Origin of the sequence: Nonomuraea sp. NPDC003804 (genome assembly GCF_040610675.1) — a bacterium.
In the GTDB taxonomy this organism is placed as follows: Bacteria; Actinomycetota; Actinomycetes; order Streptosporangiales; family Streptosporangiaceae; genus Nonomuraea.
The window spans coordinates 147,531-172,039 of record NZ_JBEXMT010000014.1 but is presented as its reverse complement, the minus strand read 5'-3'; the positions used below and the strand labels follow the sequence as shown (position 1 = coordinate 172,039).

The window sequence follows — 24,509 nt, the reverse complement described above, 5'->3', positions numbered from 1 at the left end:
TGTGCAGACGACACTCCCCAAGATGTGCACATCCCGTGCAGACTTGTCGGTCGTGGACATCACCGCCTATCTGCGCAGGCTCGGCCTGACAAGCGCGCCGCCCTCGCTCGACAACCTGCGGGCGCTGCACGCCGCCCATGTCGAGCGCGTGCCGTACGAGGCGCTGGAGATCTGGCTCGACCGGCCGACCTCGCTCGACCCGGAGGAGTCGGCGGCGCGGATCCTGCGCGGGCGCGGCGGCTACTGCTACCACCTCAACGGCGCGCTGTACACGCTGCTCAAGGCGCTCGGCTACGAGGTGACGCGGCACGTCGGCGGCGTCCAGAACCGCGGCGACGCGCCCGGCGTCACCGGCAACCACCTGGTGCTGACCGTGCGGCTGCCCTCCGCCGAGGGCCTGGACGCGTGGCTGGTCGACGCAGGGCTGGGCGACGCGCTGCACGAACCCCTGCCGCTGGCCGAGGGCCGCTACCGGCAGGGCCCCTTCGAGTACGGCCTGCGGCCCTCCACGGTCGCCCCCGGCGGGTGGCGCTTCGACCACGACCCGCGCGGCTCCTTCATCGGCATGGACTTCGGCATGACACCGGCGGAGATGCCGGAGTTCGCGGCGATGCACGAGCACCTGTCCAGCTCTCCGGAGTCCGGCTTCGTCCGGGTGGCGACGCTCAACCGCAGGGACGCCTCAGGCGTCGACGTCCTGCGCGGGCTCGTGCTGACCAGGATCGGCGACGACACCACCTCGACCACGCTGGACACCGAGGCGGCCTACTTCGCCGCCCTGGAGGGCGTCTTCGGCATCAGCCTGCCGGCCGCCGACCGGTCGCTGCTGTGGGGCAGGCTGGTCAGGGCGCACGAGGCCTGGACGGCCTCGGCGAGCACGTCGTCGACGGCGACGGCCTGACGTCCAGCACCTGCTCGGTCGCGGAGCAGCCGACGACGTATGGCGTCCCGGCTTCTCCAGGACCTCGTACGGCGCGCCCCAGAACGGCCCGCTCAGCGAGAGCAACGTGTCCCAGAACGGGCCGGTCAGCGAGAGCGGCGCGCCCCAGAACAGGCCGGTCAGCGAGAGCGGCGCGACGTCCCTGCCGGTCATCCGGTCGAGCCTCGGCCCGGGCACGCCCGCCACCTCGGCCGACCGGGCGGCCGGCCGAGCGGCTGGCTCGCGATGGACCGGGTCGCCGCCCGCAACGGCCTGGGCAGCGCCGACTTCCTCCGCACACACCTGACAGCCAGGACGGGCCGCACTGGGCAGCGCCCTCCCTCCACACGCCCCTGACAGCCAGGGCGGGCCGCACCGGGTAGTGCCGACTCCCTCCGCACGCACCTGACGGCTAGGGCGGGCGGCACGCCGACCGCATGCCGAGCCGCCATCACCCGCCAGCGGTAATGGTCGCATTTCTCGACAAACCGCTATGGTGCTGTGTCGCTGCACGCGTGTGGATGGAGATGACCCATGAACGGCCCACGCCGGCTGGCCGGACGCTATCGGCTGCTGCACCCGCTGGGCGCCGGATCTCTCTGGCTCGCCGCCGACGACCTGATGCGCCGCGACGTCGGCATCAGAGAGGTCCGGCTCCCGCCCGACCCCGCGGCCCACAGGGAACTGTGCGGCGCGGTGGGGCGCGAGGTCGGACTGGTCACCGGGCTCGGCCACGCCTCCATCGAGCCCGTCCACGAGGTGATCGTCGAGGACGGCACGCCGTGGCTGGTGGTCGACCTCCCCCAGGGACGCACCCTCGAACAGACCGTCCTCGAACGGCACCCGCTGCCGGCCGTCCAGGTGGCCAGGATCGGCGTGCACCTGGTGGCGGCGCTGCGGGCCGTCCACGGCGTCGGAGTGGTCCACGGCGACATCCAGCCGGCCACGGTCATCCTCACGCCGACCGGACGCGCGGTGCTGACCGGCTTCGGCGTGGCCACCCCCTTCCGGCCCCCGGGGGTGGGGCCGGCCGCCGACCTGTGGTCGCTGGCGGCGACGCTCCACTTCGGCCTGGAGGGACGGCCCCCGCAGCCAGGACACCCGATCGGCGGGCCGCTCGGGCCGGTCCTGACCGACATGCTGCACCCCGACCCGGCCGCCCGGCCGTCCGCCGAAACGGTGGCCGCCGCCTTCGCCGAACTGGCCGGAACGGCGAGCCTGCCCCCCTCGGCCGCCGCGTCTCCCGCGCTCTCCTCCCCCACCTCCTCCTCGGACGCCGCGCCTCCCGCCTCCTCTCCCTCCGCATTCGCCTCGCCTCCAGACTCCCCGCCTGCCTCGCCTTCGGACTCCTCGCCTGACTGGCCTTTGGACTCCTCCCCCACCTCGCCCGCGGACTTCTCCCCCACCTCGCCTTCGGACTCCGCACCCGCCTCGCGTCCGGACTCCTCCCCTCCGGACTCCGCACCCGCCTGGTCTTCGGACTCCTGGCCGGGCTCAGAGGCCGGGTTGCCGCCGTCCACCACCCCTGCGGGAGCACCGCCCTCCCCCGCGCTGACCTCCAGCGAGCAGGCACTCCCCACGCCGCCGCCCACCGGCGAGCCGCTGCAGTTCCCCCCACCGCCTCCCGACGGCTCGGCCCCCTCGACCCCGACAGCCTCCGACGGCTCGGCACCATCCGCTTCCTCCTCCTCCAGCGGCTCGGCGCCTTCAGGTCCTTCCCCCTCCAGCGGCTTGGCGCCTTCAGGTCCCTCCGCCTTGGACGGATCGGGGCCGTCCACTCCGTCGGCCTCTGACGGCTCGACGCACTCCGCCCCGGCGCAGACAACGCCTACCGGATGGACACCCTCACCCTGGGAGCCCGACCCCGCCGCGCCGTCCCCGTTCAGTCCCGCGCATCCGGTGGCGACCCCCGCGTCCGGCCCTTGGTCATCGACCGCATCCGCCGAGGACCCCGACAAGACGCAGGTCGTCACCGTCCATCGTGGCCATCCCGCGCCTCCCGCGCACGAGTCCCTGGACGTCACCCGCCCGGCGTCGCGCCCGGACTCGCAACCCTTCGACGGCCTCGAGCCCACCCGGCCCGCCCGCCCCGCGGAGGACGCCTCGCAGGTCCCCGGACCCGTCACCCTAGAGGACGCTCCGCAGGTCCCCACGGTCCTCCCCCCAGAGGCGGCCACACCCGTCCCCCCGGAGGCCGCTCCCTCAGAGCCGGCCATGGCGTCTCCGGTCGCTCCCTCGGGCCGGCACCCCACACCCCCGGCTGACCTCTCCGGCCCGCCTCTCATGGGCACTCCCTCCGGACCGCATGCGTCGTACCCGGACACTCCCTCCGACCCGCACACGCCGTACCAGGGAAGCCCCTCCGACCCGCATGTGCTTCAGCCGGGTGTTCCCTCGGGCCCGCATGTGCTTCAGCCGGGTGTTCCCTCGGGCCCGCACGTGCTTCAGCCGGGTGTTTCCTCAGGCCCGCAGGTTGTGCCCCCAGGCGCTGCTCCAGGACCGGACGCTGTGCCTGCGGAAGCCCCCGCCGGCCCGCAGCCCGCGTTCGAGAGCTTCGGCCCTCATGCGGCGCCGCTCCACATCGCCTCTGCCGAGCCGACGGAGCACGAGCAGGACTCCGGTCTCGACGCCATCGGGCCTGACGGTGTGCTGGGCGCGACCGGAGACACCCCGCCTGCTCCCGAGGCCATGAACCCCGGCCTGGCGGGTTCACCGCCCGGCCCCGAAGCCATGCCGCCCGCTGCGGGAGCCACGCCCGAGGCCGGGCTGCCCGGCCCCGCAGGGACGCCGCTCGGCCCTGACGCCATGCCGCCCGGCCCCGCTGGCCTGTCACAGGGACCGGGATCCCAACCGCAGGACCCGGGCAGCATGCCACCTCATGCGGGGCCACCTCATGCAGGGATGCCGCCCCATGCGGGGATGCCGCCCCACCCGGGAGGGATGCCCCAGGGTCCGGGGGGCATGCCCGGGGTCGGCCAGCCGTACTCTCCGGCGGGGAACGGCCCCGCCCCCACCGGAAGTGGCCCCGCGCCGTCCGGCAAGCCCTCGTTGCTGCGCCGGGTGCTGCGGCGGGGCTCCAAGGACACCAGCAAGAGCGCTCCCCCACAGCCCGCCGCGCCGCCCGCCGGATGGGGCGCCCCTCCCGCCACTCCGCCCACGCTGGGCGGGCCGGTGCCTCCTGACGCTTCTCCCCTGCCGGGCGGACCGATGCCTCCCGACGCTTCTCCCATGCCCGGCGGCCTGATGCCTCCCAATGCTTCTCCCCTGCCCGGCGGGCCAGTGCCTCCCGGCGCCCCGGGAGGGCCGTGGGGGCAGCCGCAGGGCCCCGGCGCGTGGGGTCCGCAGCCTCCGGCGCCCCCCGGAGCGTGGGGACCGCCAGGCGACCACAATCCCACCCCGTGGGGACCACCTGGCGGCCACGGCCCCGCAGCCTGGGGACCGCCCGGAGAGAACGCCCCCGCACCACCGGGACCCGAGGGCAACGGCCCCGCGCCGTGGGCACCACCCGAAGGGAACGGCCCCGCGCCGTGGGCACCGTCCGGAGAGAACGGCCCCGCGCCATGGGGACCCTCCGAAGGAAACGGCCCCGCGCCATGGGCACCGTCCGAGGGGAACGGGCCTGGACCGTGGGGGCCGGCGGAGGGGAGTCCGCCCGCGGGCCGGCCCCCGGCGAGTTGGGGAACTGCCGCGGACGCCGCGCCGCCCGTGCTGGCGTCGACGCCCGGCGAGCCCGATCCGGTGCCGATCGTCGAGACGACCGCGCCGTTCCGGCGGCCGACGTTCACGGGTCCACTGGTGTTGACCGCGTCCCCGGAGCAGCCGCCGAACAAGGCCGGCCGGAACGAGTCCGCCCCGGACCAGCCGCCGCGTCCCCTCGAGCACATCCTGCACGCGGCCGGACCGCTGGCCCCCGAGGAGGCGGCCGCGGTCGGCCTGGGCGTGCTCGACCTGCTGGCACCGCTCCACGGGGCTGGTCGTTTCCATGGGGACGTGCGGCCCGAGACCGTCCTGGTGAACGGCTCGGGGGCGGTGACGCTGGCCGATCCCGCGCCCGCGCCTGCCATGTCCCCGTACTCCGCTCCGGAGGGGAACGTGAGCCCCGCCGCCGATCTGTGGGCGCTGGGCGCGACGCTGTTCACCGCCGTCGAGGGACGCGCGCCCGCACCGGGGGCGCCGCTGACGAGGGCGGGGGCGCTGGCTCCTGTGCTGTTCCGTCTGCTGTCGGGTTCGCCCGGCCAGCGGCTCACGGCCGACGAGCTACGGCTCGACCTGAAGACGATCGCCGCCGCAGCCACCTCGGCGCGCCCCTGACGCGTGCTTTCCGGACCAGGCTCGGAAGCGCCCCTGACGCGTGCTCTCCGGACCCGGCCCGGAAGCGATCCCGACGAGCGCTCTCCGGACCCGGCCCGGAAGCGATCCCGACGAGCGCTCTCCGGACCCGGCCCGGAAGCGATCCCGACGAGCGCTCTCCGGACCCGGCTCGGAAGCGATCCCGACGGGTCCGCCGCTCCTCCCGGCCGGCTCGGCGCGCTCTGCCGGGTGCGCCGAGCGCGGTGGGAGTCCGACGGCCGCGCCCCTGATGCCGCGCGCTCGCGGGGTCTCGTCGGTAGTCTCATCACGTGATCTTTCGGGTCGTGCTCGCCTTAGCCCTGACCGTTCCGCCCGTCACCATCTCGCGAGAGGCCGGCCCTCGCCCCTGCCCGGTCGCCATGCCGCCCCGTACGACCTGCGGCTTCCTCGAAGTTCCTGAGCGCAGGGACGCCCCGGACAGGAAGATCAAGGTGGGGTACGCGGTCCACGTCTCCACCGCCAAGGACCGGAAAGCGGATCCCGTCGTCTACATGAGCGGCGGTCCGGCGTCGGCCTCCCTCCAGCTCACCGGGTTCCTGAGCCAGATGTTCCCCGATCGTGACGTGGTGGCGGTCGAGCAGCGCGGCAACAAGTACTCCGAGCCGACCCTCGGCTGCCCCGAGACGGCCGAGGCGCTGCTCGGACAGCTCAGACGGCCGCCCGCCGACCTCGCGGCGGCGGCCCGCCGGTGCCGGGAGAGGCTCCAGAAGCAGGGCGTCGACCTGCGGGGATACAACACGAAGGAGATCGCGGCCGACGTCGTCGCGCTACGCAAGGAGTTGGGCTACGCGTCCTGGAACCTGTTCGGCGTCAGCTACTCCACCAGGGTCATGATGGATGTGGCGGCGGCCGACCCTCAGGGGGTGCGGTCGGTGGTGCTGGACTCGTACTTGCCGGAGAGCGTCGCGTGGTACGACGACGCCGAGCGGAATCTGGCCGACACGACGGCGCGGCTCGGCGTTCAAGACGCCTTCAACGCCATGACCGCCAGGCTCAACGCGAGGCCCGCCGAGGTGACCACGACCGATCCGCTGCTCGGCAGGACGTTCACGGCCCGGGTCAGCGGCGACGACGTGGCCACGATCATGGCCGAGGCGCTGCACGAGGCGGACGTCGCGGCGGTCGCGCCCGCGATGATCGGCGCGCTCGCCACGGGCCACGACGAGTTGCTGCAACCGCTGGCCGACGCGGTGGGCAAGGGGTTGGTGTCGCACGAGTTCGGGCTGTATCACGCGGTGCAGTGCCAGGACGAGATCCCGTTCAACACCTTCACCCCAAGATCCCGACTTTTCACGGTAAATGGAGATAAGGCGGTGTGCGAGGCTTGGCAGCTCCCCAAGGCCGAGCCCGTGAACGCCACCACCAAGGCCCCCGTCTATGTCCTGGGCGGCCAGTACGACCCGACCACGCCCACCAGGACCAGCAAGCCGGCGGCCGAAGCGCTCCCCAACGCCCGCTTCGAGGAGTTCGCCCGCGCCTCCCACGCGGTCTTCCTGTCCAGCGCCTGCGCCCGCCGCAAGATCGTGGAGTTTCTCGACGACCCGGCCCAGCGCACGGCCACCCCCTGCCTCGACGACACGGACCAGACGCCGGGCGACCTGCACGTGACCGGCGCCCCGTACCAGATCTCGAAGTCCCCGTGGCTGGCCGCGCCCTTCGCGCTGTTCGCCCTCGCCTGCCTGATCCAGCTGATCGCCGGCACGCTGAGAGGCCGGGCGCTGGCGGCCTTCGGCGGGCTGTCCGGTTTGGCGTTCGCCGGGCTGGTCGGCCAGTCCGTCTACGCCCTGATCAGCACGAACGAGACCGCTCTCGCCGTCGGCGTGCCCGGCACGGTGGTCCTCTACACCTGGATCGCCGCCGCCTCGGCCGCGCTGACCGCCGCGGCGCTCCTCCGCGACCGCCGGTGGCCGCACATCGCCGCGGCCGTCATCGGCGCCGGATTCCTCGCCTGGTGGTTCGCCTGGTTCCTGTGACGGGCATCCGCGAGCTCGACGCGGTTTCAGCGGGCGGCATCATTCTGTCCATGCCTGGCAGCACCCCGCCGAGGAGACGCGCCCGGGTTCGACCGGACCATCGTTCCAGAGCGGTTCCCGGTCTTCTCGCCGAGGTTCGCCGGCGATCCCGCCAGCTGGACCGATGCCCGTGACCTGATCGGATCCTGCTTCCGCCGGCCCTGGTGGGAACCGCGCTCCGTCCAGGGCGATCATCGGCGCTGGGCGGCGAAATCCCCCTCCTGCCGGCAGCGCGCGAGGGCTTCGGGGGGCGGGCCGAGCATGATCCGCATCTCTGTGCGCGTCCTACGGCGATGCGCCGCTTCGGACCCTGTCGCACCGACCCGAGCGACGGGCCGGGGAGGGGGTTATCCCTACCCTGAGTTGACGTGCTGGCGTGATGACCCGGCCGTTCTTCGATGGATAGCGTGATCTTGTCTTCATCCTCCATTGAAGGGGTCAATCCCGTTGTTTGGCATGGAATCGTTCCGTCGCGGTCTGTCACGGTCCACCATCGTTGCCGTGGCAGGCGCAGCCTGTCTCGCGGCGACGGCCGGGAGCGCCGGCGCGATCATCAACGGCAAGGACGCCACGCAGCCCTACTCGTTCATGGCGTCGATCCCGATCTCGGCGCCGGGCCAGGGTCTCGAGGACGGCGTGTGCGGGGCGGTGCTGATCGACCGGCAGTGGGTGGCGACCGCCGCTCACTGCGTCGACATGGAGGTCGGGTCGATTCCCGCCGGAACGATCCGCATCGGCAGCGATCAGCGAAAGACCGGCGGAACGGTCCGTAAGATCGCGCAGGCGGTGACCCACCCCCGCTACGCCCAGGACTCGCCCAGCAAGAACGACATCGCGCTGGTCCGCCTGGACCGTCCCGTCTCCTACCAGCCCATCCCGATCGCCGAACGGCCAGGACGGCCCGGCACCCCGACCCGGATCATCGGCTTCGGCATCACCGAGTTCAACCGCGACCCGGCCGGCTGGAAGATGTCCGACAAGCTCCAGGAACTCGACACCCGCAGAGGCGCGGTCTCCGAGTGCGGCCCCGGCTTCGCGGGCAGTACCCGGCTGTGCACGATCAGCCGGGTGCCCAAGGCCATGGCGTGCAACGGCGACTCCGGCTCTCCGCAGGTCCAGCGCGGCAGGGGCGGCCGGTGGGAGCTCATCGGCGTCACCTCGGGACCCGGCGCCAAGAGCCCTTCCTGCGCGGAAGGTCCCGGCCTCTACACGAACGTGCCCGCCTACGCGGACTGGATCCGCACGACGATCCGCGCGTACAGCTGACCGCTTGCCGGTGCTCCTGACATGACGGGTCGGGCGTGCCGGCTGCGCACCCGTTCCCCGGACCTGCCGGCGGGGTGACGGCGGACGGGCGTTCGGTCGCGGTCAGGGCTGACTGTGACAGGCGTTGCCCGAAGGGGTCGGCGGAGGGCGCGCCGTGACGGCGGGACGGGGCGCGCTCGAGGAGCGTCCCTTGGACGGACGGGTGGCGGGGACCACGGAGGCGCCTTCCCGTGCGAAGCCGTACCCGAAGGGTGACGCCGGCGCGGGCATCGGGTGGGCGGTGGGGACCGCTGAGGCGCGCTACCCGAGGTGACGCCGGCGGCGTCGGGCGGGGTGGGTGGCGGAGGCTCGGGAGGTCCGCAGAAATGAGATATATCGCGGATGGAACCCGGCGGAGGCTCCCACTCGTTATATCGGCGACGCAGAATGTGGAGAGGCGGGGCGCGGGCTCCGCGTTCGGAGGGATGTTGAGGATGTCGCCCGTCCAGAAGTACGCCATCGGCGCCGGTATCGCCGTCCTGCTGTCGTGGATCTTCCTGCCCGGCTGGCTCACCCTGCTCGTGCTGCTCGGCGTCGTCGCCGCGCCCGTGGTCGGCTACATGATGCTCGACCCGTCGCAGCGTGAGCGGCTCAAGAGGGCCCGCAGGCGCGGCATCGGCCACTGACCGCAGCGACCCGCGCCGGTCGCAACGGACCACGCCATGGCCGGCCGTGGCCGGGTCGCGGCCGGGTCGCGATCCAGCACGCCGGACCAGCGGTCCAGCACGCCGGACCAGCGGACACGGAAGGAGGCCGTCACCCCGGGTGACGGCCTCCTTCCCGTCTGTCGACGGCCGCGTCGGAGCCGCCCGTCAGGCGGCGATGGCCTCGTGCACCTTGGCGGTCACCCTGCGCTCGATGTAGAACGACAGCAGCGGCACGGTGCCCGCCAGCATGACGCCGAGCATGTACCCCCAGGTCCAGCGCGCCTTCATGCCGAGGTTCATGACCGCGATCAGGTAGAGCATGTAGAGGAACCCGTGGATCGGCGAGACGATCTTGGAGGGTTGGGGGACGTCGAAGCCGTACCGCAGCACGATGGCCGTGCAGAGCACGAGCAGCATGGTGCCGACGATGTACGCGAGGACCCGGAAGGGCTTGAGTGCGGACTCCACGAGCATCAACCTTCTAGAACGGCTTCGGGTTCAGGGGACTTGCTGGAACGTACGGCGTCGCGGACGAAGTGGAACCACATGAACACGGCGAACCCCGCGAAGATCCACCAGTTGGCCGCGTAGGCGAGGTTGCGCCAGGTCAGCGTGCCGCCGGTGACCGGTGGCGGCACCTTGACGGGGGTGAGCCCGGGGGTCTGGGCGACCACGAACCCGTTGCGCACCTTCTCCCCCCGCCACAGGTTGATCAGCTCGGCCGTGGAGACCGTCTGCACCTGGCCGGCGGGCACGCCCTCGGCCCGCCGCTGGACGCTGTCGGTGTTCTGGGGCGCCCGCAGGCGACCGCTCACCGTCACCTGGCCGGGCGGCACGGTCACGCCCGGATCGCCGGCCTCGGCCACCCATCCGCGCACGGTCGGCATCAGGGTGCCGTCGGTCAGCCTGATCGGGGTGAGCACCCAGTAGCCCTGGCCCCTGGCGACGTTGCCGCCGGGCGCCGACACGTCGGGTTTGCGGTCGGCGACGAGCAGTTGCCTGGCCGCGTCGTAGGAGCCGGAGACGGTGACGCGCCGCCCCACCGAGGTGCCGTCGATCTGGGCGCCCACCTTGCTGAGCGTCTCGACGGCGACGGGACCGGGGTCGGTGGTCGCCGTGGGCTTGCCCGAGTCCTCGAACACGCCGAGCTGCCAGCGGCCGAGCAGGATGAAAGAGACGAGAACCCCGATCGCGAGCAGGTGCAACCCGAGCATGCGGGGTGCGAGCAGGGTTCTGAGCATGCGTCCACGCTATCCGGCGATACCTGCGGTCCGATAATCGAGTGCCCTTACCGGGTCACGCTAAAAGGTGCAAATGCACCAGCTGATCCCGCTAGAGTGCAACGCATGTCTGACCAGCACATCGATCCCGCGGGCAACACCCAGCAGTTCCGCGCGTTCGCCCAGCGGGCCGAGAACGAGGCGGCGGCCGAGCCCAAGCGCTCCTCCGTCCTGCCGATCATCGCCGTGGTCCTCGCCGTCGCCATCGTCGGCGTGATCGCGTACCTGCTCCTGGTCTAACCGCCCGGAGGCCGTCCCACCCGCCGCTCGACGAGGTCGCGGCGGGTTCTTGTCGTTCCAGGACACCGTGACGCCCGGTCCTGTGATCCTTCCGTACGGTCACCACCTCTGGACCAGGGCACGCATGTCTGTCTACATTGGACTCTGTGTCCAATAAAGTCGGACGTCCACCTGTGGAGGGCGGCATGATCCAGCCGCGCAGGGTGCGCTTCTCGTGGGAGGACACGCCGCTGCACTGGGTGCCGGGCGACCCCTTCTCCACACACCTGATCAACGTGCTGCACCTGCTGCTGCCGGCGGGTGAGCGATGGTTCGTGCACGTCTTCAAGCAGGCCCTGCCGTACGTCACGGACGAGAGGCTGAAGGCCGAGGTCAAGGGCTTCATGGGCCAGGAGGGCACGCACGCGGTCGCCCACCAGCGGGTGCTCGAGCACATGAAGGAGCAGGGCCTGGACACGGCCCCCTTCGTCGAGAACGTCGAGTGGTTCTTCGAGCGCCTGCTCGGCGACCACACGATGCCGCCCTTCGCCAGGGGTTACTGGCTGAAGGAGCGGCTGGCCGTCATCGCGGCGATCGAGCACTACACGGCGGTGCTCGGCGACTGGATCCTGCGGGCCCGGCCGCTGGACGCGGCCGGCGCCGACCCCGTGATGCTGGATCTGCTGCGCTGGCACGGCGCCGAGGAGGTCGAGCACCGCAGCGTGGCCTACGACCTGTTCATGCACCTCGACGGCGCCTACACGCGCAGGGCGCGCACCATGCTCATGACCGGGCCCATCCTGGTGACCCTGGTCAGGCGGGGCACGGCGTTCCTGCTGGCCCGCGACCCGGTCGTGGCCGGTCGCGTCCAGGCCAGGTGGACGCATTTCCTCCGCCGCGCCCGCCAGGGCAGGGTGCCGACGTTACGCAGCCTGGTCCTGGCCGCGCCGAGGTATCTGCGGCCCGGTTTCCATCCCAGCCAGGAGGGCGACCTGAAGGCCGCTCTCGACTACATCGCCATCTCCCCCGCGCATGCCGAGTTCGCGTCGTACAGGAGGTCCCGTGGCAACCAGTGACAAGCCGGGAATCGTCATCATCGGTTCGGGTTTCGCCGGGATCGGGATGGCGATCAAGTTGAAGGAGGCCGGGTTCCACGACTTCGTCATCCTGGAGAAGGCCGGCGAGCTGGGCGGGACCTGGCGCGACAACACCTATCCCGGGTGCGCGTGCGACATCCCCTCGCACATGTACTCCTACTCCTTCGAGCTCAATCCGGGCTGGTCACGGATGTTCTCCCCGCAGGAGGAGATCTGGGAGTACATGCGCGCCTGCGCGTGGAAGTACGGCATCGACCCCCACATCCGGTACGGCAAGCACGTCGTGAGCCTCGAATACACCGGCAGGGAATGGGAGGTCGCCACCTCGGACGGCCTGACGCTCCGCGCCAACGCGGTGATCTCCGCCATCGGCGCCCTCCACGTCCCGAAATTTCCGGAAATAGCGGGTGAGTTCGCCGGGCCCGCGTTCCACTCGGCCGAGTGGGACCACAGCGTCGACCTCCGGGGCAAGCGGGTGGCGGTCGTCGGCACCGGCGCCTCAGCCGTCCAGTTCGTCCCGCGGATCGCCGAAGAGGCCGCCCACCTGACCGTCTTCCAGCGCACGCCCCCCTGGATCCACCCCAAGCCCGACTTCGCCGTCCCCGACCGGATGAAGCGCCTGCTCACCCTGCCCGGCGCCGCCCGCGCCCTGCGCAACGGCATCTACTGGACGCTGGAGACCAGGGCGCTCGGCTTCGCCGTCGACCCCAGGCTGATGGCCTTCCACGAGCGGACGGCCCTGCGGCACCTCGAACGCCAGGTGCCCGATCCCGAGCTGCGCCGCAAGCTCACGCCCGGCTACACGATCGGCTGCAAGCGCGTCCTGATCTCCAGCGACTACTATCCCGCGCTCGGCAGGCCCGACGTCTCGCTGGTCACCGACGGCATCGCCGAGCTGCGCGGCCACGCGGTCGTCGACGTCACGGGGAAGGAGCACGCGGCCGACGTCGTCGTGTACGGCACCGGCTTCAAGGTGACCGACGCCCTGCAGGAGCAGCGGATCGTCGGCAGGGACGGCGTGAAGATCCAGGACGCGTGGCAGGAGGGCATCGAGGCCTACTACGGCATCACCACCACGGGCTTCCCGAACCTGTTCTTCCTGCTCGGCCCCAACACCGGGCTGGGCCACAACTCCGTGGTCTTCATGATCGAGTCGCAGGTCCGCTACGTCATGGACTGCCTGCGACTGCTGTCCAGGACCCAGGCCAGGGCGATCGACGTCAAGCCGGAGCGGCAGCGGGCCTTCAACCGGCGCCTGCAGGAACGCCTCGGCCGGCTGGTGTGGAGCGAGGGCGGGTGCGACTCGTGGTACCTGGACGAGCACGGGGTCAACCGGACGGTCTGGCCGGGCTTCACCTTCGAGTACTGGGCACGCACCAGGCGGATGAATCCCGACGCCTTCGAGCTGATCTACTAGCCGGCCGGCGCCGCCGCGCCGCCACCCCGAAGACCCGACCGGCACACCGCCCGGGCCGGCGCGCGCGCTAGCAGTAGCGGGCCGGTGCGATGCGGTCCATCCGCTGGCCGAAGCGGCGCAGGTAGTTGGGGCTGTAGTCGCCGGCGCCCGCCCGGCGCCGCTCGTTCCAGCTCCACTCGGAGTCGGCCGTGTCGACGAAGCAGACCTCGGCGTTGGCCACGAACGAGCCCACCCTGTCGGCGTGCTCGGGGCCGATGTGGACGTTGCCGTCGGCCTCCCGCCACGTGTGGAGGGCACCGGTGTACCGGGCGCCGGTCCACAGGCACACGTCCGCCCGGCAGGCCGGCGCCGGCACCGCCGGGACGGCCTGCGGCACCGGCACGGCGGGGCGGGCCGGGACGACCGCGGGCAGGACCGGGACGGTGGCGGCCAAAGCGGCGGCGAGCATCAGGTGCGGAGGCATCGTGCGGGGGATCCTCTCGACAGGGGACAGGGACCCACCGCACGATACGTGATCGGACGACTACGGCGCGCTGCGAACGGCCAGCGCGCTGCCGCCGCCCCGCCGTACGGGCTCGGCGACGGCCTGGATCCTGCCCCGGCCGACGAACTCCAGGGCGGTCGCCGCGCCGATCTCCGGGTTCAGCGCGAAGGTGTGCCCCTTGGCCTCGAGCTCGGCCCGGTAACGGTCGAGGAAGGCCTGCTCGGCCTGGGTCTGGGCGGTGTTGCGCTGGGTGGCCCTGGGCGCGGCGAGCGCGTCCGGCAGTTTCATGCCGAACTCGTAGCGGTTGACCAGGATCTGCAGCACGGTCGTGATGATCGTCGAGCCGCCGGGCGAGCCGACGGCCAGCACCGGCTTGCCCTCGTCGAGCACGATGGTCGGGGCCATCGACGAGCGGGGGCGCTTGCCGGGGGCGGGCAGGTTCGGGTCGCCGGGCGCCGGGCCGAAGGTGAAGTCGGTCAGCTCGTTGTTGAGCATCACGCCGCGTCCCGGCACCACGATGCCGTTGCCGCCGGTGGACTCGATCGTGAGGTTGTAGGCGACCACGTTGCCCCAGCGGTCGGCGACGACCAGGTGGGTGGTCTCCGGGCCTTCCTCAGCGGGCGGTGCCGACGCCTCGTCCAGCGGGCGCTCGCAGTCGGCGTAGGTGCCGTCCGGCTGGCCGGGGGCGGCCGGGTGCGCCATCGCCCGCTCGCCCACCAGGCAGGCGCGTTCCTTGGAGAAGCCGTCGCTGAGCAGCTCGGCCAGCGGGACGTTCGGGATGTCGCCGACGTACTTGCCGCGGTCGGCGAACGACAGCCGCGAAGCCTCCAGGAACTCGTGGAGGCCCACGGTGGGCAGCGCCTCCAGGATGTTGAGCGCCTCGCCGACCGTGGAGCCGCCCGAGGACGGGATCGACATGCCGTAGACCTGCATGCCGTTGTAGTCGACCCGCGTCGGCTCGCGCGTCAGCGCCCGGTAGGCGGTGAGGTCGGAGACCTCCATCAGGCCGGGACGCACGTTGCGGGTCGCGCCGGGGGTGATCGGCGGGTTCTTGACGGTGGCGACGATCTCCTGGCCGAGCCGCCCGCCGTACAGCCACTCGGGGCCGCGCCTGCCCAGCTCGCGATAGGTGTCGGCGAGCTCGGGGTTTCTGAACACCGAGCCGACCGGTGGCGGCGCGCCGTTCGGCAGGTAGAGCTTGGCGGTGGAGGCGATGTCCTTGAACCGGGCGGCGTTCGCGGCGGTCTGGTCGTGGAAGGTCTGGTCGACGACGAAACCCTTGGACGCCACCTCGACGGCGGGCTTGAGCGCGTCGCGCAGGCTGACCGTGCCGAACCTGCGCAGCGCCAGGTCCCACTGCGCGACCGCGCCGGGCACGCCCGCCGACAGGCCGCTGGTGACGGCCTCCTCGAACGGGATCCCCTCCAGAGAGGTCGACGTCATCGCGGCGGGCGCCGTCTCCCGCCCGTCGATCGAGTAGACCCTGCCCCGCCTGGCGTCGTAGTAGACCATGAACCCGCCGCCGGCCAACCCGGCCGAGTAGGGCTCGGTGACGCCGAGCACCCGCCCGCCGCCACCGCGGCCGAGTAGGGCTCGGTGACGCCGAGCACCCGCCCGCCGCCACCGCGGCGTCCATCGCGTTGCCGCCCTTCTTGAGCACGGCGAGCGCGGCCTTGCTGGCGTCGAGGTCGACGGTCGCCACGGCGCCGCCGTACCCCTCGGCGACGGGCTGCTTCACGGCGGGCGGCGGCTTGTGATCCACGGCCGGCCCGGCGACGGCCGGTGCGGCGACGAGGAACGGCGTGACGGCGACGAGAGCGAGGATGTGTCGGCGCATGATCCCCACAATGGACCAGGTACGCCGCCGGTGGTAGGGCCCCCTGCCACATCGGGCGGATGTCCTGGCCGGTGTCCTCGTCTAGCGTGGGTGGGTGCGCAAGACCCCCTATCTCGCTCTGGTGGTCGCGGCGTTCCAGGTGATCGCCTCCCAGGGGGCGAGCCTGGGGCAGCACGACCGCGTGCCCGTCGACGCGACGGCCGTCCTCCTGCTGCTGGTCGGGCCCGCGATGATGCTGGCCAGGAACCGCTTCCCCGCGACGTCGCTGGCGCTCACGCTCACGGCGACCTGCCTGTACCTGTGGGGCGGCTACCCGTACGGGCCCGTGTTCGCCAGCCCGATCATCATGCTCTTCCAGACCGTCGCCGAGGGTCGCAGGAAGCTCGCGCTGATCTCCTCCGGGCTCACGACCGTCTTCTTCCTGATCTACTCGACCTGGCTGGTCTACCCGCCCTCGCCCGGCCTGTGGCACGTGCTGGCGATCGTCGCGGTCATGGCGCTGATCCTGGCCGCCGGGGAGCTGGCCAGGTACCGGCGCGAGAGCCGCGCCGAGCGGGCGCGGGTGGCGGAGGAGGAGTCCAGGCGCCAGGCCAGCGAGGAGCGTCTGACGATGGCGCAGGAGCTGCACGACGTGCTGGCGCACAACATCTCGCTCATCCACGTGCAGGCCTCCACCGCGCTGCACCTGATGGACGACGACCCGTCGCAGGCCCGCGCCGCGCTCACCACGATCAAGAGCGCCTCCAAGGAGGTGCTCGGCGAGCTCCGCTCGGTGCTGAACGTGCTGCGTGAGGGCGCGCCCCGCTCGCCGACGGCGGGGCTCGACCGGCTGGGCGACCTGGTGGAACGGTCGGGACTCGACGTGTCGCTCGAACTGGGCGGCGCGCGCCCGCTGCCCGCGCAGGTCGAGCGCGCGGCCTACCGCATCGTGCAGGAGTCGCTCACCAACGCCGCCCGGCACGCGCCAGGCTCCCGGGTCCTGGTGCGGCTGGACTACCGGCCCGCCGAGCTGGTCATCGCGATCGCCGACAGCGGCCCGGCGATGCCTGCCGTCCTGGCCGAGGCGGGCAGCGGCAACGGCATCCCCGGCATGCGGGAGCGGGCCGCCGCGCTCGGTGGCACGCTGGTCGCGGGGCCGGCGGGCGGCGGGTTCCAGGTCGAGGCGAGGCTGCCACTACCGGAGGAAACAGAATGATCAGGGTGCTGCTGGCCGACGACCAGGCGCTGGTGCGGGCCGGGTTCCGGGCGCTGCTCGACGCGCAGCCCGACATGAGCGTCGTCGCCGAGGCCGCCGACGGGGCCGAGGCGGTACGGCTGTCGCGCGAGCACGCGCCCGACGTCGTGCTCATGGACATCCGCATGCCGGGCACCGACGGGCTGACCGCGACCAGGCAGATGCCGCCTGGCCCGCGCGTCATCATCCTGACCACCTTCGAGCTCGACGAGTACGTCTTCGAGGCGCTGCGCGGCGGGGCCAGCGGCTTCCTGGTCAAGGACACCGAGCCGGCCGAGCTGATCCAGGCGGTGCGGGTGGTGGCGGCGGGCGAGGCGCTGCTGTCGCCGAGCGTCACCAGGAGGCTGATCGCGGAGTACGCGACGCGGGCCAAGGAGCCGGTCGCCGCCGACGGGCTCGACCTGCTGACCGAGCGCGAGCGGGAGGTGCTGGCGCTGGTCGGCACGGGGATGACCAACGACGAGATCGCCGCCAGGCTGTTCATGTCCCCTGCGACGGCGAAGACCCACGTGAGCAGGGCGATGATGAAGCTCCACGCCCGCGACCGCGCGCAGCTCGTGGTCATCGCCTACGAGTCGGGCCTGGTGCGGCCGGGCTGGCTCTGACGGCTCGGCGCTCCGGCGGCTCGGCGCTCCAGCAGCTCGGCGCTCCAGCGGCTCCGGTGGTTCCCGAGGCGCCGGCGGCTACGCCGGGCGTCGTATGCCGGGACGCGACCGCCGTCCGATTCGGCGCGCGGCCTCTCGCGGGAGGCTGGAGGCATCGTCGAGAAAGGACACCAGCGATGCACAGCTTCTTCTGGCCCGTCTTCCCGATCTTCTGGGCACTGGTCCTGGCCGGCGCCGCGACGCTCTTCGTCAAGGGCAGGCGGGCCGGCGTCCGGGGCGGGCCGCCGCCGAGCCGTACGGCCTCGGCCGAGCAGATCCTCGCCGAGCGCTACGCCCGCGGCGAGCTGGACGACGAGGAGTACCTCCAGCGCTCGTCCGTGCTGAGGTCGTAAACGCTCCCACCGGTGAAACAACTGTTACTGGCCGACTGCGGAGCGTGAGGTTAGCGTGCAGGCGAAGACAACTCCGAGGCGGGGATGAGGGTGTGGAGCCGGTCACCCTGTTCGTCAGCGGGCTCGCCGCCGGTCTGGTGGCGGGCGCCGCCTCCTGTACGGCGATGCAGGGCGGTCTGCTCTTCGGCCTGACGGGGGCCTCCCCGTGGGCCGTGGGCCAGTTCCTGGCAGGCCGCCTGGCCGCGTACGCCGTGGCGGGCGGCCTGCTCGGCGCCCTGGGCGCGGTGATCAGGCTGCCCACGCCGGTCCGCGCGGTGCTGCTGATCGCGGCGGGCGTCACGGTGCTGCTGTTCGCCGCCAGGACGTTCCGCCGGCGGCGCTGCGCTCCCCCGCCGCCTGGACGGCCGCTCAAGGCGCCGCTGCTCGGCGCGGCGACGCTACTGCTGCCCTGCGGGGTGACGTTGAGCATGGAGATGGTGGCCGTCTCCAGCGGCTCGGCGATCGCCGGGGCGGCGGTGATGGCGGGCTTCGTGATCGGCACCTCGCCCGCCCTCGCGCTGCTGGGGTTCGTCGTCCGCCGGCTGTCGCGTACCAGGCTCGCCGTGGTGGCGGCCGGCACCGCGGTGGCCGTCGGGGTGTGGACGATCGGCTCGGGGCTGAGCCTCGGCGGCTGGCTGCCGAGCTCGCCCGCGGCGGCGGCCACGGGTGGCAAGGCGGGCACGGGTGGCACGGCGGGCGCGGGTGGCACCGCGAGCGTGGCGAGCACGGCCACGATCTGGGCCACGAGTGACGGCTACCGGCCGGGCATCGTCACCATGCCCGCCCGCACGCCGGTCACGCTGGTCTTCAGGACGAGCGCGCCGGGATGCGCGGGGACGGTGTCGATCGCCGGGAGGGACGTCACGCTACCGGCGACCGTACGGCTGCCGCCGCAGGAGCCGGGGACGCTGCGCTACTCGTGCGCGATGGGCATGTACCCGGGGTTCGTCAGGTTCGTCGCCGGCACGTCACGGTGAACGTTCTCGTCGATTACACTCCGCCACCACGTCATCACATGTCACCCTGGCGCCATGACGTGGTGGCAGAACGAGCAGGGGGTGGCGGCGCCGGCCGGGCACGTCCTCGAGACGACCGCGCCGGTTCCCGCGCCCCGCTCCGGGGGCGAGCCCGATCTCATCGTCGCCGCCCAGGACGGCGACGCCCAGGCCGCCCACCGGCTGGGCAAGCTCTTCGCCCAGCGCGGTGACCGCACGGCCGCCAGGCACTGGTGGGAGCGGGCCGCGGCGGCCGGCAACGTCGACAGCGCCTACAACCTGGGTGTCTGGCACGAGAAGCACGGCACGCTCGAGGAGGCCGTCCGGTGGTACGAGCTGGCGGCGGGCACGGGTGACGCCGAGGCCGCGGTCAACCTGGCGACCCTGCTGCTGGAGTCGCGCGGCGACGTCGACGCGGCCCGCGGGTGGTTCGAGAGCGCCGCGCGGGCCGGATCCCGGCAGGCGGCCAGGCGGCTGGCGCTGATCTGCGAGGACGCGGGCGAGCTGCCGGTCGCCCGCGAGTGGCACCGCAGGGCCGCCGCCGACGGCGACGTCGCCTCCGCCCACGACCTGGGTTTCCTGTCCTACCAGGCGGGCGAGGAGGAGGAGACGGTCCGCTGCTGGGAGTACGCCTCTCGCGGCGGGCACGCCGACGCCGCCTACCACCTGGGGCTCTACCTGCAGGCCACCCGCGACCCCGAGGGCGCCGAGTCCTGCTTCCGGCTGGCCGCCAAGAGCGAGCACCCGGGCGCCGCCTCCCAGCTCGGCGGCATCGCGCTGTCGCACCGCGACCTCCGTACGGCACGCGCCTGGTTCGAGCGGGCCGCGCAGGCCGGGCGGGTCGAGGACCAGCGGATGGCGGGGTTCGTCTGCGTGGAGCTGTCCGACTCGCAGGGGGCCAGCCACTGGTTCGGCAGGGCGGCCGCGAGCGGCGACGCGGAGTCGGCCTTCAACTTCGGGCTGCTGCTCATCGCCGAGCTCGGCGACCTGGAGGGCGGCCAGCACTGGTTCCGGCAGGCGGCGACGGCCGGGCACCACCGGGCGGCGGTGGAGCTCGGGGGGCTGCTGTCGGCCACCGGCAACACGCAGGAGGCGGAGAAGTGGCTGGCCGACCCGCCGCCGCCCACCTGGGACCGGCTCGCCGAACCCGAGCTGGCGGCCAGGGCCGAGCTGGCGGCCGCCGCGACGGGACGCAGGGGCGGGGCGAGGCTGCGGGTGCGGGACCTGACGGAGATCCTCGGCACGTGGGACCTGCTCACCAGGCCGCCGCGTGACCACACCGACGTGGTGGTGTGGCTGGTGGAGCGGAGCGGGATGCGGCCGTCGGCGGTGGAGCACCTGGCGTCGGTGCGGGCGACGATCGTGCGGCCGGGGACGGCGCCGTGGCCCACGCCGTCGGAGATCGAGCACGTCCTGGCCACGGCGCGCGAGCTCCGCGGCCGGCTGTGCGCCCGCTGAGACATGACGACGCCCGCCGGGGGGCGAACCGGCGGGCGTCGTCGTGAGAGGTTCGTCCGTCAGGCGGCCAGCACGTCGGCCACCGGCACGTACGGCAGGCCGAGCGCCTGCGCGACCGGCTCGTTGGTGACCTGGCCGGCGTGGGTGTTGAGGCCGGGGGCGAGCGAGGCGTCCGCCTTCAGCGCCTCCTTCCAGCCCAGGTTCGCCAGCTTGACCGCGTAGGGCAGCGTCGCGTTGGTGAGCGCGTACGTCGAGGTGTTCGCCACCGAGCCGGGCATGTTCGCCACGCAGTAGAAGATCGAGTTGTGCACCTGGTAGGTGGGCTCGGCGTGCGTGGTGGGGCGGGAGTCCTCGAAGCAGCCGCCCTGGTCGATCGCGATGTCGACGAGCACGGAGCCGGGCTTCATGCGGGAGACCAGCTCGTTGGAGACCAGCGTCGGGGCCTTGGCGCCGGGGATGAGGACCGCGCCGATGACCAGGTCGGCCTTGAGGACCTCCTGCTCGATCGCGTACGAGTTCGACACCAGCGTCTTCAGCCTGCCCTGGTAGACGGCGTCGATGAAGCGCAGGCGGTCGATGTTGGTGTCGAGGACGGTCACGTCCGCGCCCATGCCGACCGCGATCTGGGCCGCGTTGAGGCCGGAGACGCCGCCGCCGATGACGACGACCTTGGCGGGGGCGACACCGGGGACGCCGCCGGGCAGCACGCCGCGCCCGCCGTTGAAGCGCATGAGGTTGTAGGCGCCGACCTGGGGAGCCAGGCGGCCCGCGACCTCCGACATCGGGGCGAGCAGCGGGAGGGCGTTGCCGACCTGGACGGTCTCGTAGGCGATGCCGGTGGTGCCCGCCTTGAGCAGCGCGTCGGCGCACTCCTTGCCGGCGGCCAGGTGCAGGTAGGTGAAGAGCACCAGGTCGTCGCGCATGCGGTGGTACTCCTCGGCGATGGGCTCCTTGACCTTGAGCACCATCTCCGACTCGCCCCACACGGCGTCGGCGGAGTCGAGGATCTTGGCACCGGCGGCGAGGTACTCCTCGTCGGTGATGTGCGAACCGAGACCGGCGCCCCGCTGGACGTGAACGTCGTGGCCGCCTCGTACCAGCTCGTGCACACCGGCGGGGGTGGCGGCGACGCGGTACTCGTGGTTCTTCACCTCGGCGGGAACGCCGATCTTCATGGTGGTTCCTTTCCTGAGAGGGGGGTGCTTAGAGGAGGTTCAGGCCTTCGACCAGGACGGTCCGGATGATCGACTCGATCTCGTCGAACTCCTTCTGCCCGGCGATGAGCGGCGGGGCGAGCTGGATGACCGGGTCGCCGCGGTCATCGGCCCTGCAGTAGAGGCCGTGGGAGTACAGGGCGTTGGACAGGTAGCCGCGGATGAGCCGCTCGGACTCCTCGGCGCTGAAGGTCTCCTTGGTCGTCTTGTCCTTGACCAGCTCGATGCCCCAGAAGTAGCCGGAGCCGCGGACGTCTCCGACGATGGGCAGGTCCTTCAGCTTCTCCAGCGTGCTCTTGAAGGCGCCCTCGTTGCGGGTGACGTGGCCGAGCAGGTCCTCGCGCTCGAAGATGTCGAGGTTGGCCAGCGCGACGGCGGCGGAGACGGGGTGCCCGCCGAAGGTGTAGCCGTGGGCGAACATCTCGGCGCCGTCCTTGAACGGCTCGAACAGCCGGTCGTGCGCGATCATGGCGCCGAGCGGCGAGTAGCCGGAGGTCAGGCCCTTGGCCGAGGTGATGATGTCGGGCGTGTAGTCGAACTTCTGGCCGCCGAACATCGTGCCGAGCCTGCCGTACGCGCAGATGACCTCGTCGGAGACCAGCAGCACGTCGTACTCGTCGCAGATCGCGCGCAGCCGCTGGAAGTATCCGGGCGGCGGCGGGAAGCAGCCGCCGGCGTTCTGCACCGGCTCGACGAAGACGGCGGCGACGGTGTCGGGGCCCTCCATCTCGATGGCCTGGGCGACGCGGTCGGCGGCCCACAGGCCGTACTGCTCGGGCGTCATGCCCTTGATGCCGGAGATCTCGTCGGCGCGGTAGTGGTTGGTGTTCGGCACGCGGATGGAGCCGGGCACGAGCGGCTCGAACATCTGCTTGAAGGCCGGGATGCCGGTGATCGACAGGGCGCCCTGCGGGGTGCCGTGGTAGGCGATCTGGCGGCTGATCACCTTGTGCTTGAGCGGCTTGCCGGTGACCTTGTAGTACTGCTTGGCCAGCTTCCACGCGGTCTCGACCGCCTCGCCGCCACCGGTGGTGAAGAACACGCGGTTGAGGTCGCCGGGCGCCTCCTTGGCCAGCCGGTGCGCGAGCTCGGCCGCCTTGGGGTGGGCGTAGGACCACAGCGGGAAGAAGGCCAGCTCCTGCGCCTGCTTGGCGGCCGCCTCGGCCAGCTCGCTGCGGCCGTGGCCGACCTGGACCACGAAGAGTCCGGCGAGTCCGTCGAGGTAACGCTTGCCGTGGATGTCGTAGATGTAGGCGCCTTCACCCCTGACGATCGTGGGGATCTCGTGCTCCTTGTAGGAGCTGTGGCGGGTGAAATGCAACCACAGGTTGTCCTGAGCGGCCTTGAGCACGTCGTTTTCGGGCTGCGTCATCGCTATCTTCCCTCGTGTCTGAACTCCCCACAGTGTGCATGCTCACACGGGGTGTTGCCAAGCGAAAGCGTGGCAACACTCTGCAAGAAAACCGGGATCCGCAGAACGCCTCTGTAATATCAACGAAATCCGCATGGCGCGCAAGACCCATTTCCAGCATGTGGAACCTTCTGTGATGCAATGAGGCGTACTGTCCAGAACGACACCGGGGGACAACCCGTGACTCCTGACCAGCTAGAGAGCGCCGTCGCGGCGGGAATGCCCCAGGCCGTCGAGGACCTGAGGCGTCTGGCCTCCATCCCCTCCGTGGCCTTCCCCGGCCACCCCGAGGAGCCCGTCCTCGCCGCCGCCGCCGTGACCGAGGAGCTGCTGCGCAGCGCGGGTCTGCCGCACGTCCAGCAGATCCCCGTGGAGGGCAGCTTCCCCGCCGTCTACGGCGAGGCCCCCGCCCCTCCCGGCGCTCCCACGGTCCTGCTGTACGCGCACTACGACGTCCAGCCCGCCGGCGACCCCGCGGCCTGGCGCACCCCGCCCTTCGAGCCCACCCTGATCGACGGCTGCCTGTACGGCAGGGGCACCGCCGACGACAAGTCGGGCATCATCTCGCACGTCGCCGCGCTGCGCGCCTTCCACGGCCGCTTCCCCGTCGGCGTCAAGGTGATCATCGAGGGTCAGGAGGAGTACGCGGGCGAGCGCCTGGAGGCCTTCGTCGAGCGCAACCCCGACCTGCTCCGCGCCGACGCGATCATCGTCGCCGACACCGGCAACCCCCGCGTCGGCGACCCCGCCGTCACGACGTCGCTGCGCGGCATGGCCGCCTTCACCGTCGAGACGCGGACGCTGCGCGAGGCCGTCCACAGCGGTTCCTTCGGCGGCGCCGCCCCCGACGCGCTGGCCGCCCTCATGCGCATGCTCACCTCCCTGCACGACGACAACGGCGACATCCGCGTCCCCGGCCTGCCGCGTGGCACCTTCCTCGGCGCCGGGCCGTCCGAGGATGAGTTCAGGAACACGGCGGGCGTCGTCGACGGCGTCTCCCTCGTCGGCTCCGGCTCCCTCGCCGACCGCCTGTGGTCCTCCTACGCGATCACCGTGACCGGCCTGGACGTCCCCACGGTCTCCGGCGCCATCAACGCCGTGCAGCCGGCGGCCAGGGCCAGGGTGACGGTCCGCATCCCGCCGGCGGGCGACCCCAAGACGACGCTCGACGCCGTGACCGAGTTCCTGCAGCAGGTCGCGCCGTGGGGCGTGAAGGTGAGCTTCAGCGACTTCACGGTCGGCTCCGGGTACCAGGCCGACTCGGGCGGGCGCGCCCGCGCGGCCCTCAACGGCGCCATGGAGCGCGCCTTCGGCCGCGCGCCGCGCGACGTGGGCGCGGGCGGCTCGATCCCGCTGGTCAACACGCTGCTCAAGCAGTTCCCCCTGGCGGAGATCCTGCTGTTCGGCGCCGAGGACGAGGACGCGGCGATCCACGCCCCCAACGAGCGGCTGAACCTGGAGGAGCTGCGCCGCGTGGTCACCACCGAGGCCCTCTTCCTGGCGCAGTACGGCGCGCAGTCCGCCGCCGGCGCCTGACGGACGCGACGGCGCGGCCCGGCCGGGGCCGCGCCGCGCAGTGGTCGCGGGCTTTCGC

Annotated in this window: 20 protein-coding genes and 1 pseudogene; 15 read left to right on the top strand and 6 right to left on the bottom strand. The window is 72.3% G+C overall.

Translation table 11 applies throughout. The features are described from left to right. Positions 1-52: 52 nt before the first annotated feature. From ABZX22_RS20815 to ABZX22_RS20790, 6 genes and pseudogenes are all read left to right on the top strand, one after another. Positions 53-901 carry an arylamine N-acetyltransferase gene (locus tag ABZX22_RS20815; RefSeq protein WP_354911363.1) on the top strand — a complete coding sequence of 283 codons (849 nt, stop codon included), beginning with the start codon at positions 53-55 and terminating at the stop codon, positions 899-901. Positions 902-1,453: 552 nt separating this feature from the next. Further along, positions 1,454-1,870, top strand: a pseudogene (locus ABZX22_RS20810) (serine/threonine protein kinase); the annotation flags it as partial. Between the two features lie 2,754 nt (positions 1,871-4,624). Continuing rightward, positions 4,625-5,230: a hypothetical protein gene (locus ABZX22_RS20805; protein WP_354911480.1), complete on the top strand. Its 606-nt coding sequence runs from the start codon at positions 4,625-4,627 to the stop codon at positions 5,228-5,230. 308 nt (positions 5,231-5,538) lie between these two features. Further along, entirely contained in the window at positions 5,539-7,242 is a 1,704-nt protein-coding gene (locus ABZX22_RS20800; protein ID WP_354911362.1) for an alpha/beta hydrolase, read from the top strand. Between the two features lie 540 nt (positions 7,243-7,782). Then, positions 7,783-8,547, top strand: a complete 765-nt coding sequence (locus tag ABZX22_RS20795) for a serine protease (RefSeq protein WP_354911359.1) — start codon at positions 7,783-7,785, stop codon at positions 8,545-8,547. A 473-nt stretch (positions 8,548-9,020) separates the two neighbouring features. Continuing rightward, a complete protein-coding gene (locus ABZX22_RS20790; RefSeq protein ID WP_354911357.1) occupies positions 9,021-9,212 on the top strand; it encodes a hypothetical protein in 192 nt (63 codons plus the stop codon). A 186-nt stretch (positions 9,213-9,398) separates the two neighbouring features. Here the strand turns inward: ABZX22_RS20790 and ABZX22_RS20785 are convergent, their stop codons facing one another. Together ABZX22_RS20785 and ABZX22_RS20780 are read right to left on the bottom strand one after the other, a co-directional pair. After that, positions 9,399-9,701, bottom strand: coding sequence for a DUF3817 domain-containing protein (locus tag ABZX22_RS20785; protein ID WP_354911355.1), 303 nt, complete (start codon positions 9,699-9,701; stop codon positions 9,399-9,401). A 5-nt stretch (positions 9,702-9,706) separates the two neighbouring features. After that, positions 9,707-10,474 carry an SURF1 family protein gene (locus ABZX22_RS20780; RefSeq protein WP_354911353.1) on the bottom strand — a complete coding sequence of 256 codons (768 nt, stop codon included), beginning with the start codon at positions 10,472-10,474 and terminating at the stop codon, positions 9,707-9,709. Between the two features lie 105 nt (positions 10,475-10,579). Between ABZX22_RS20780 and ABZX22_RS20775 the strand changes: the two genes are divergently transcribed. From ABZX22_RS20775 to ABZX22_RS20765, 3 genes are all read left to right on the top strand, one after another. Further along, entirely contained in the window at positions 10,580-10,753 is a 174-nt protein-coding gene (locus ABZX22_RS20775) for a hypothetical protein (protein ID WP_354911351.1), read from the top strand. 146 nt (positions 10,754-10,899) lie between these two features. Then, a complete protein-coding gene (locus ABZX22_RS20770) occupies positions 10,900-11,808 on the top strand; it encodes a metal-dependent hydrolase (RefSeq protein ID WP_354911348.1) in 909 nt (302 codons plus the stop codon). After that, positions 11,765-13,246 carry an NAD(P)/FAD-dependent oxidoreductase gene (locus tag ABZX22_RS20765; protein ID WP_354911345.1) on the top strand — a complete coding sequence of 494 codons (1,482 nt, stop codon included), beginning with the start codon at positions 11,765-11,767 and terminating at the stop codon, positions 13,244-13,246. The genes ABZX22_RS20770 and ABZX22_RS20765 overlap by 44 nt, the downstream gene beginning before the upstream one ends. 67 nt (positions 13,247-13,313) lie before the next feature. Here ABZX22_RS20765 and ABZX22_RS20760 read toward each other — a convergent pair whose 3' ends face one another. Further along, entirely contained in the window at positions 13,314-13,709 is a 396-nt protein-coding gene (locus ABZX22_RS20760; RefSeq protein WP_354911343.1) for a hypothetical protein, read from the bottom strand. A gap of 60 nt (positions 13,710-13,769) precedes the next feature. After that, a complete protein-coding gene (locus ABZX22_RS20755) occupies positions 13,770-15,293 on the bottom strand; it encodes a gamma-glutamyltransferase family protein (RefSeq protein ID WP_354911341.1) in 1,524 nt (507 codons plus the stop codon). 368 nt (positions 15,294-15,661) lie between these two features. Between ABZX22_RS20755 and ABZX22_RS20750 the strand changes: the two genes are divergently transcribed. From ABZX22_RS20750 to ABZX22_RS20730, 5 genes are all read left to right on the top strand, one after another. Beyond that, complete coding sequence (locus ABZX22_RS20750; RefSeq protein WP_354911338.1) at positions 15,662-16,762, top strand: histidine kinase; 1,101 nt, start codon at positions 15,662-15,664, stop codon at positions 16,760-16,762. Continuing rightward, positions 16,759-17,406 carry a response regulator transcription factor gene (locus ABZX22_RS20745; protein WP_354911337.1) on the top strand — a complete coding sequence of 216 codons (648 nt, stop codon included), beginning with the start codon at positions 16,759-16,761 and terminating at the stop codon, positions 17,404-17,406. The genes ABZX22_RS20750 and ABZX22_RS20745 overlap by 4 nt, the downstream gene beginning before the upstream one ends. Positions 17,407-17,582: 176 nt before the next feature. Next, positions 17,583-17,798 (top strand): SHOCT domain-containing protein, encoded by a 216-nt coding sequence (locus tag ABZX22_RS20740; protein ID WP_354911334.1) that lies wholly within the window; start codon positions 17,583-17,585, stop codon positions 17,796-17,798. A gap of 92 nt (positions 17,799-17,890) precedes the next feature. Next, positions 17,891-18,814 carry a sulfite exporter TauE/SafE family protein gene (locus ABZX22_RS20735; protein WP_354911332.1) on the top strand — a complete coding sequence of 308 codons (924 nt, stop codon included), beginning with the start codon at positions 17,891-17,893 and terminating at the stop codon, positions 18,812-18,814. Between the two features lie 54 nt (positions 18,815-18,868). After that, positions 18,869-20,290 carry a tetratricopeptide repeat protein gene (locus ABZX22_RS20730; RefSeq protein WP_354911329.1) on the top strand — a complete coding sequence of 474 codons (1,422 nt, stop codon included), beginning with the start codon at positions 18,869-18,871 and terminating at the stop codon, positions 20,288-20,290. Positions 20,291-20,349: 59 nt separating this feature from the next. On the opposite strand, the gene ald is transcribed toward ABZX22_RS20730, so the two are convergent. Beyond that, positions 20,350-21,465, bottom strand: coding sequence for an alanine dehydrogenase (ald, locus tag ABZX22_RS20725; protein WP_354911327.1), 1,116 nt, complete (start codon positions 21,463-21,465; stop codon positions 20,350-20,352). A gap of 28 nt (positions 21,466-21,493) precedes the next feature. Continuing rightward, the gene (locus ABZX22_RS20720; RefSeq protein WP_354911324.1) at positions 21,494-22,876 is read right to left on the bottom strand and encodes an aspartate aminotransferase family protein; all 1,383 of its coding nucleotides are present in this window, start codon (positions 22,874-22,876) and stop codon (positions 21,494-21,496) included. A gap of 219 nt (positions 22,877-23,095) precedes the next feature. Here ABZX22_RS20720 and ABZX22_RS20715 point away from each other — a divergent pair, with 219 nt between their 5' ends. Continuing rightward, positions 23,096-24,451, top strand: a complete 1,356-nt coding sequence (locus tag ABZX22_RS20715) for a dipeptidase (protein ID WP_354911322.1) — start codon at positions 23,096-23,098, stop codon at positions 24,449-24,451. The last annotated feature ends 58 nt before the right edge of the window (positions 24,452-24,509 follow it).

What these genes read in the sequence shown, in the direction of transcription:
- ABZX22_RS20760 (WP_354911343.1), bottom strand. Translation starts at nt 13,709, where the DNA reads ATGCCTCCGCACCTGATGCTCGCCGCCGCTTTGGCCGCCACCGTCCCG.
- ABZX22_RS20765 (WP_354911345.1), top strand. Translation starts at nt 11,765, where the DNA reads ATGCCGAGTTCGCGTCGTACAGGAGGTCCCGTGGCAACCAGTGACAAG.
- ABZX22_RS20780 (WP_354911353.1), bottom strand. Translation starts at nt 10,474, where the DNA reads ATGCTCAGAACCCTGCTCGCACCCCGCATGCTCGGGTTGCACCTGCTC.
- ABZX22_RS20775 (WP_354911351.1), top strand. Translation starts at nt 10,580, where the DNA reads ATGTCTGACCAGCACATCGATCCCGCGGGCAACACCCAGCAGTTCCGC.
- ABZX22_RS20720 (WP_354911324.1), bottom strand. Translation starts at nt 22,876, where the DNA reads ATGACGCAGCCCGAAAACGACGTGCTCAAGGCCGCTCAGGACAACCTG.
- ABZX22_RS20790 (WP_354911357.1), top strand. Translation starts at nt 9,021, where the DNA reads ATGTCGCCCGTCCAGAAGTACGCCATCGGCGCCGGTATCGCCGTCCTG.
- ald (WP_354911327.1), bottom strand. Translation starts at nt 21,465, where the DNA reads ATGAAGATCGGCGTTCCCGCCGAGGTGAAGAACCACGAGTACCGCGTC.
- ABZX22_RS20740 (WP_354911334.1), top strand. Translation starts at nt 17,583, where the DNA reads ATGCACAGCTTCTTCTGGCCCGTCTTCCCGATCTTCTGGGCACTGGTC.
- ABZX22_RS20745 (WP_354911337.1), top strand. Translation starts at nt 16,759, where the DNA reads ATGATCAGGGTGCTGCTGGCCGACGACCAGGCGCTGGTGCGGGCCGGG.
- ABZX22_RS20730 (WP_354911329.1), top strand. Translation starts at nt 18,869, where the DNA reads ATGACGTGGTGGCAGAACGAGCAGGGGGTGGCGGCGCCGGCCGGGCAC.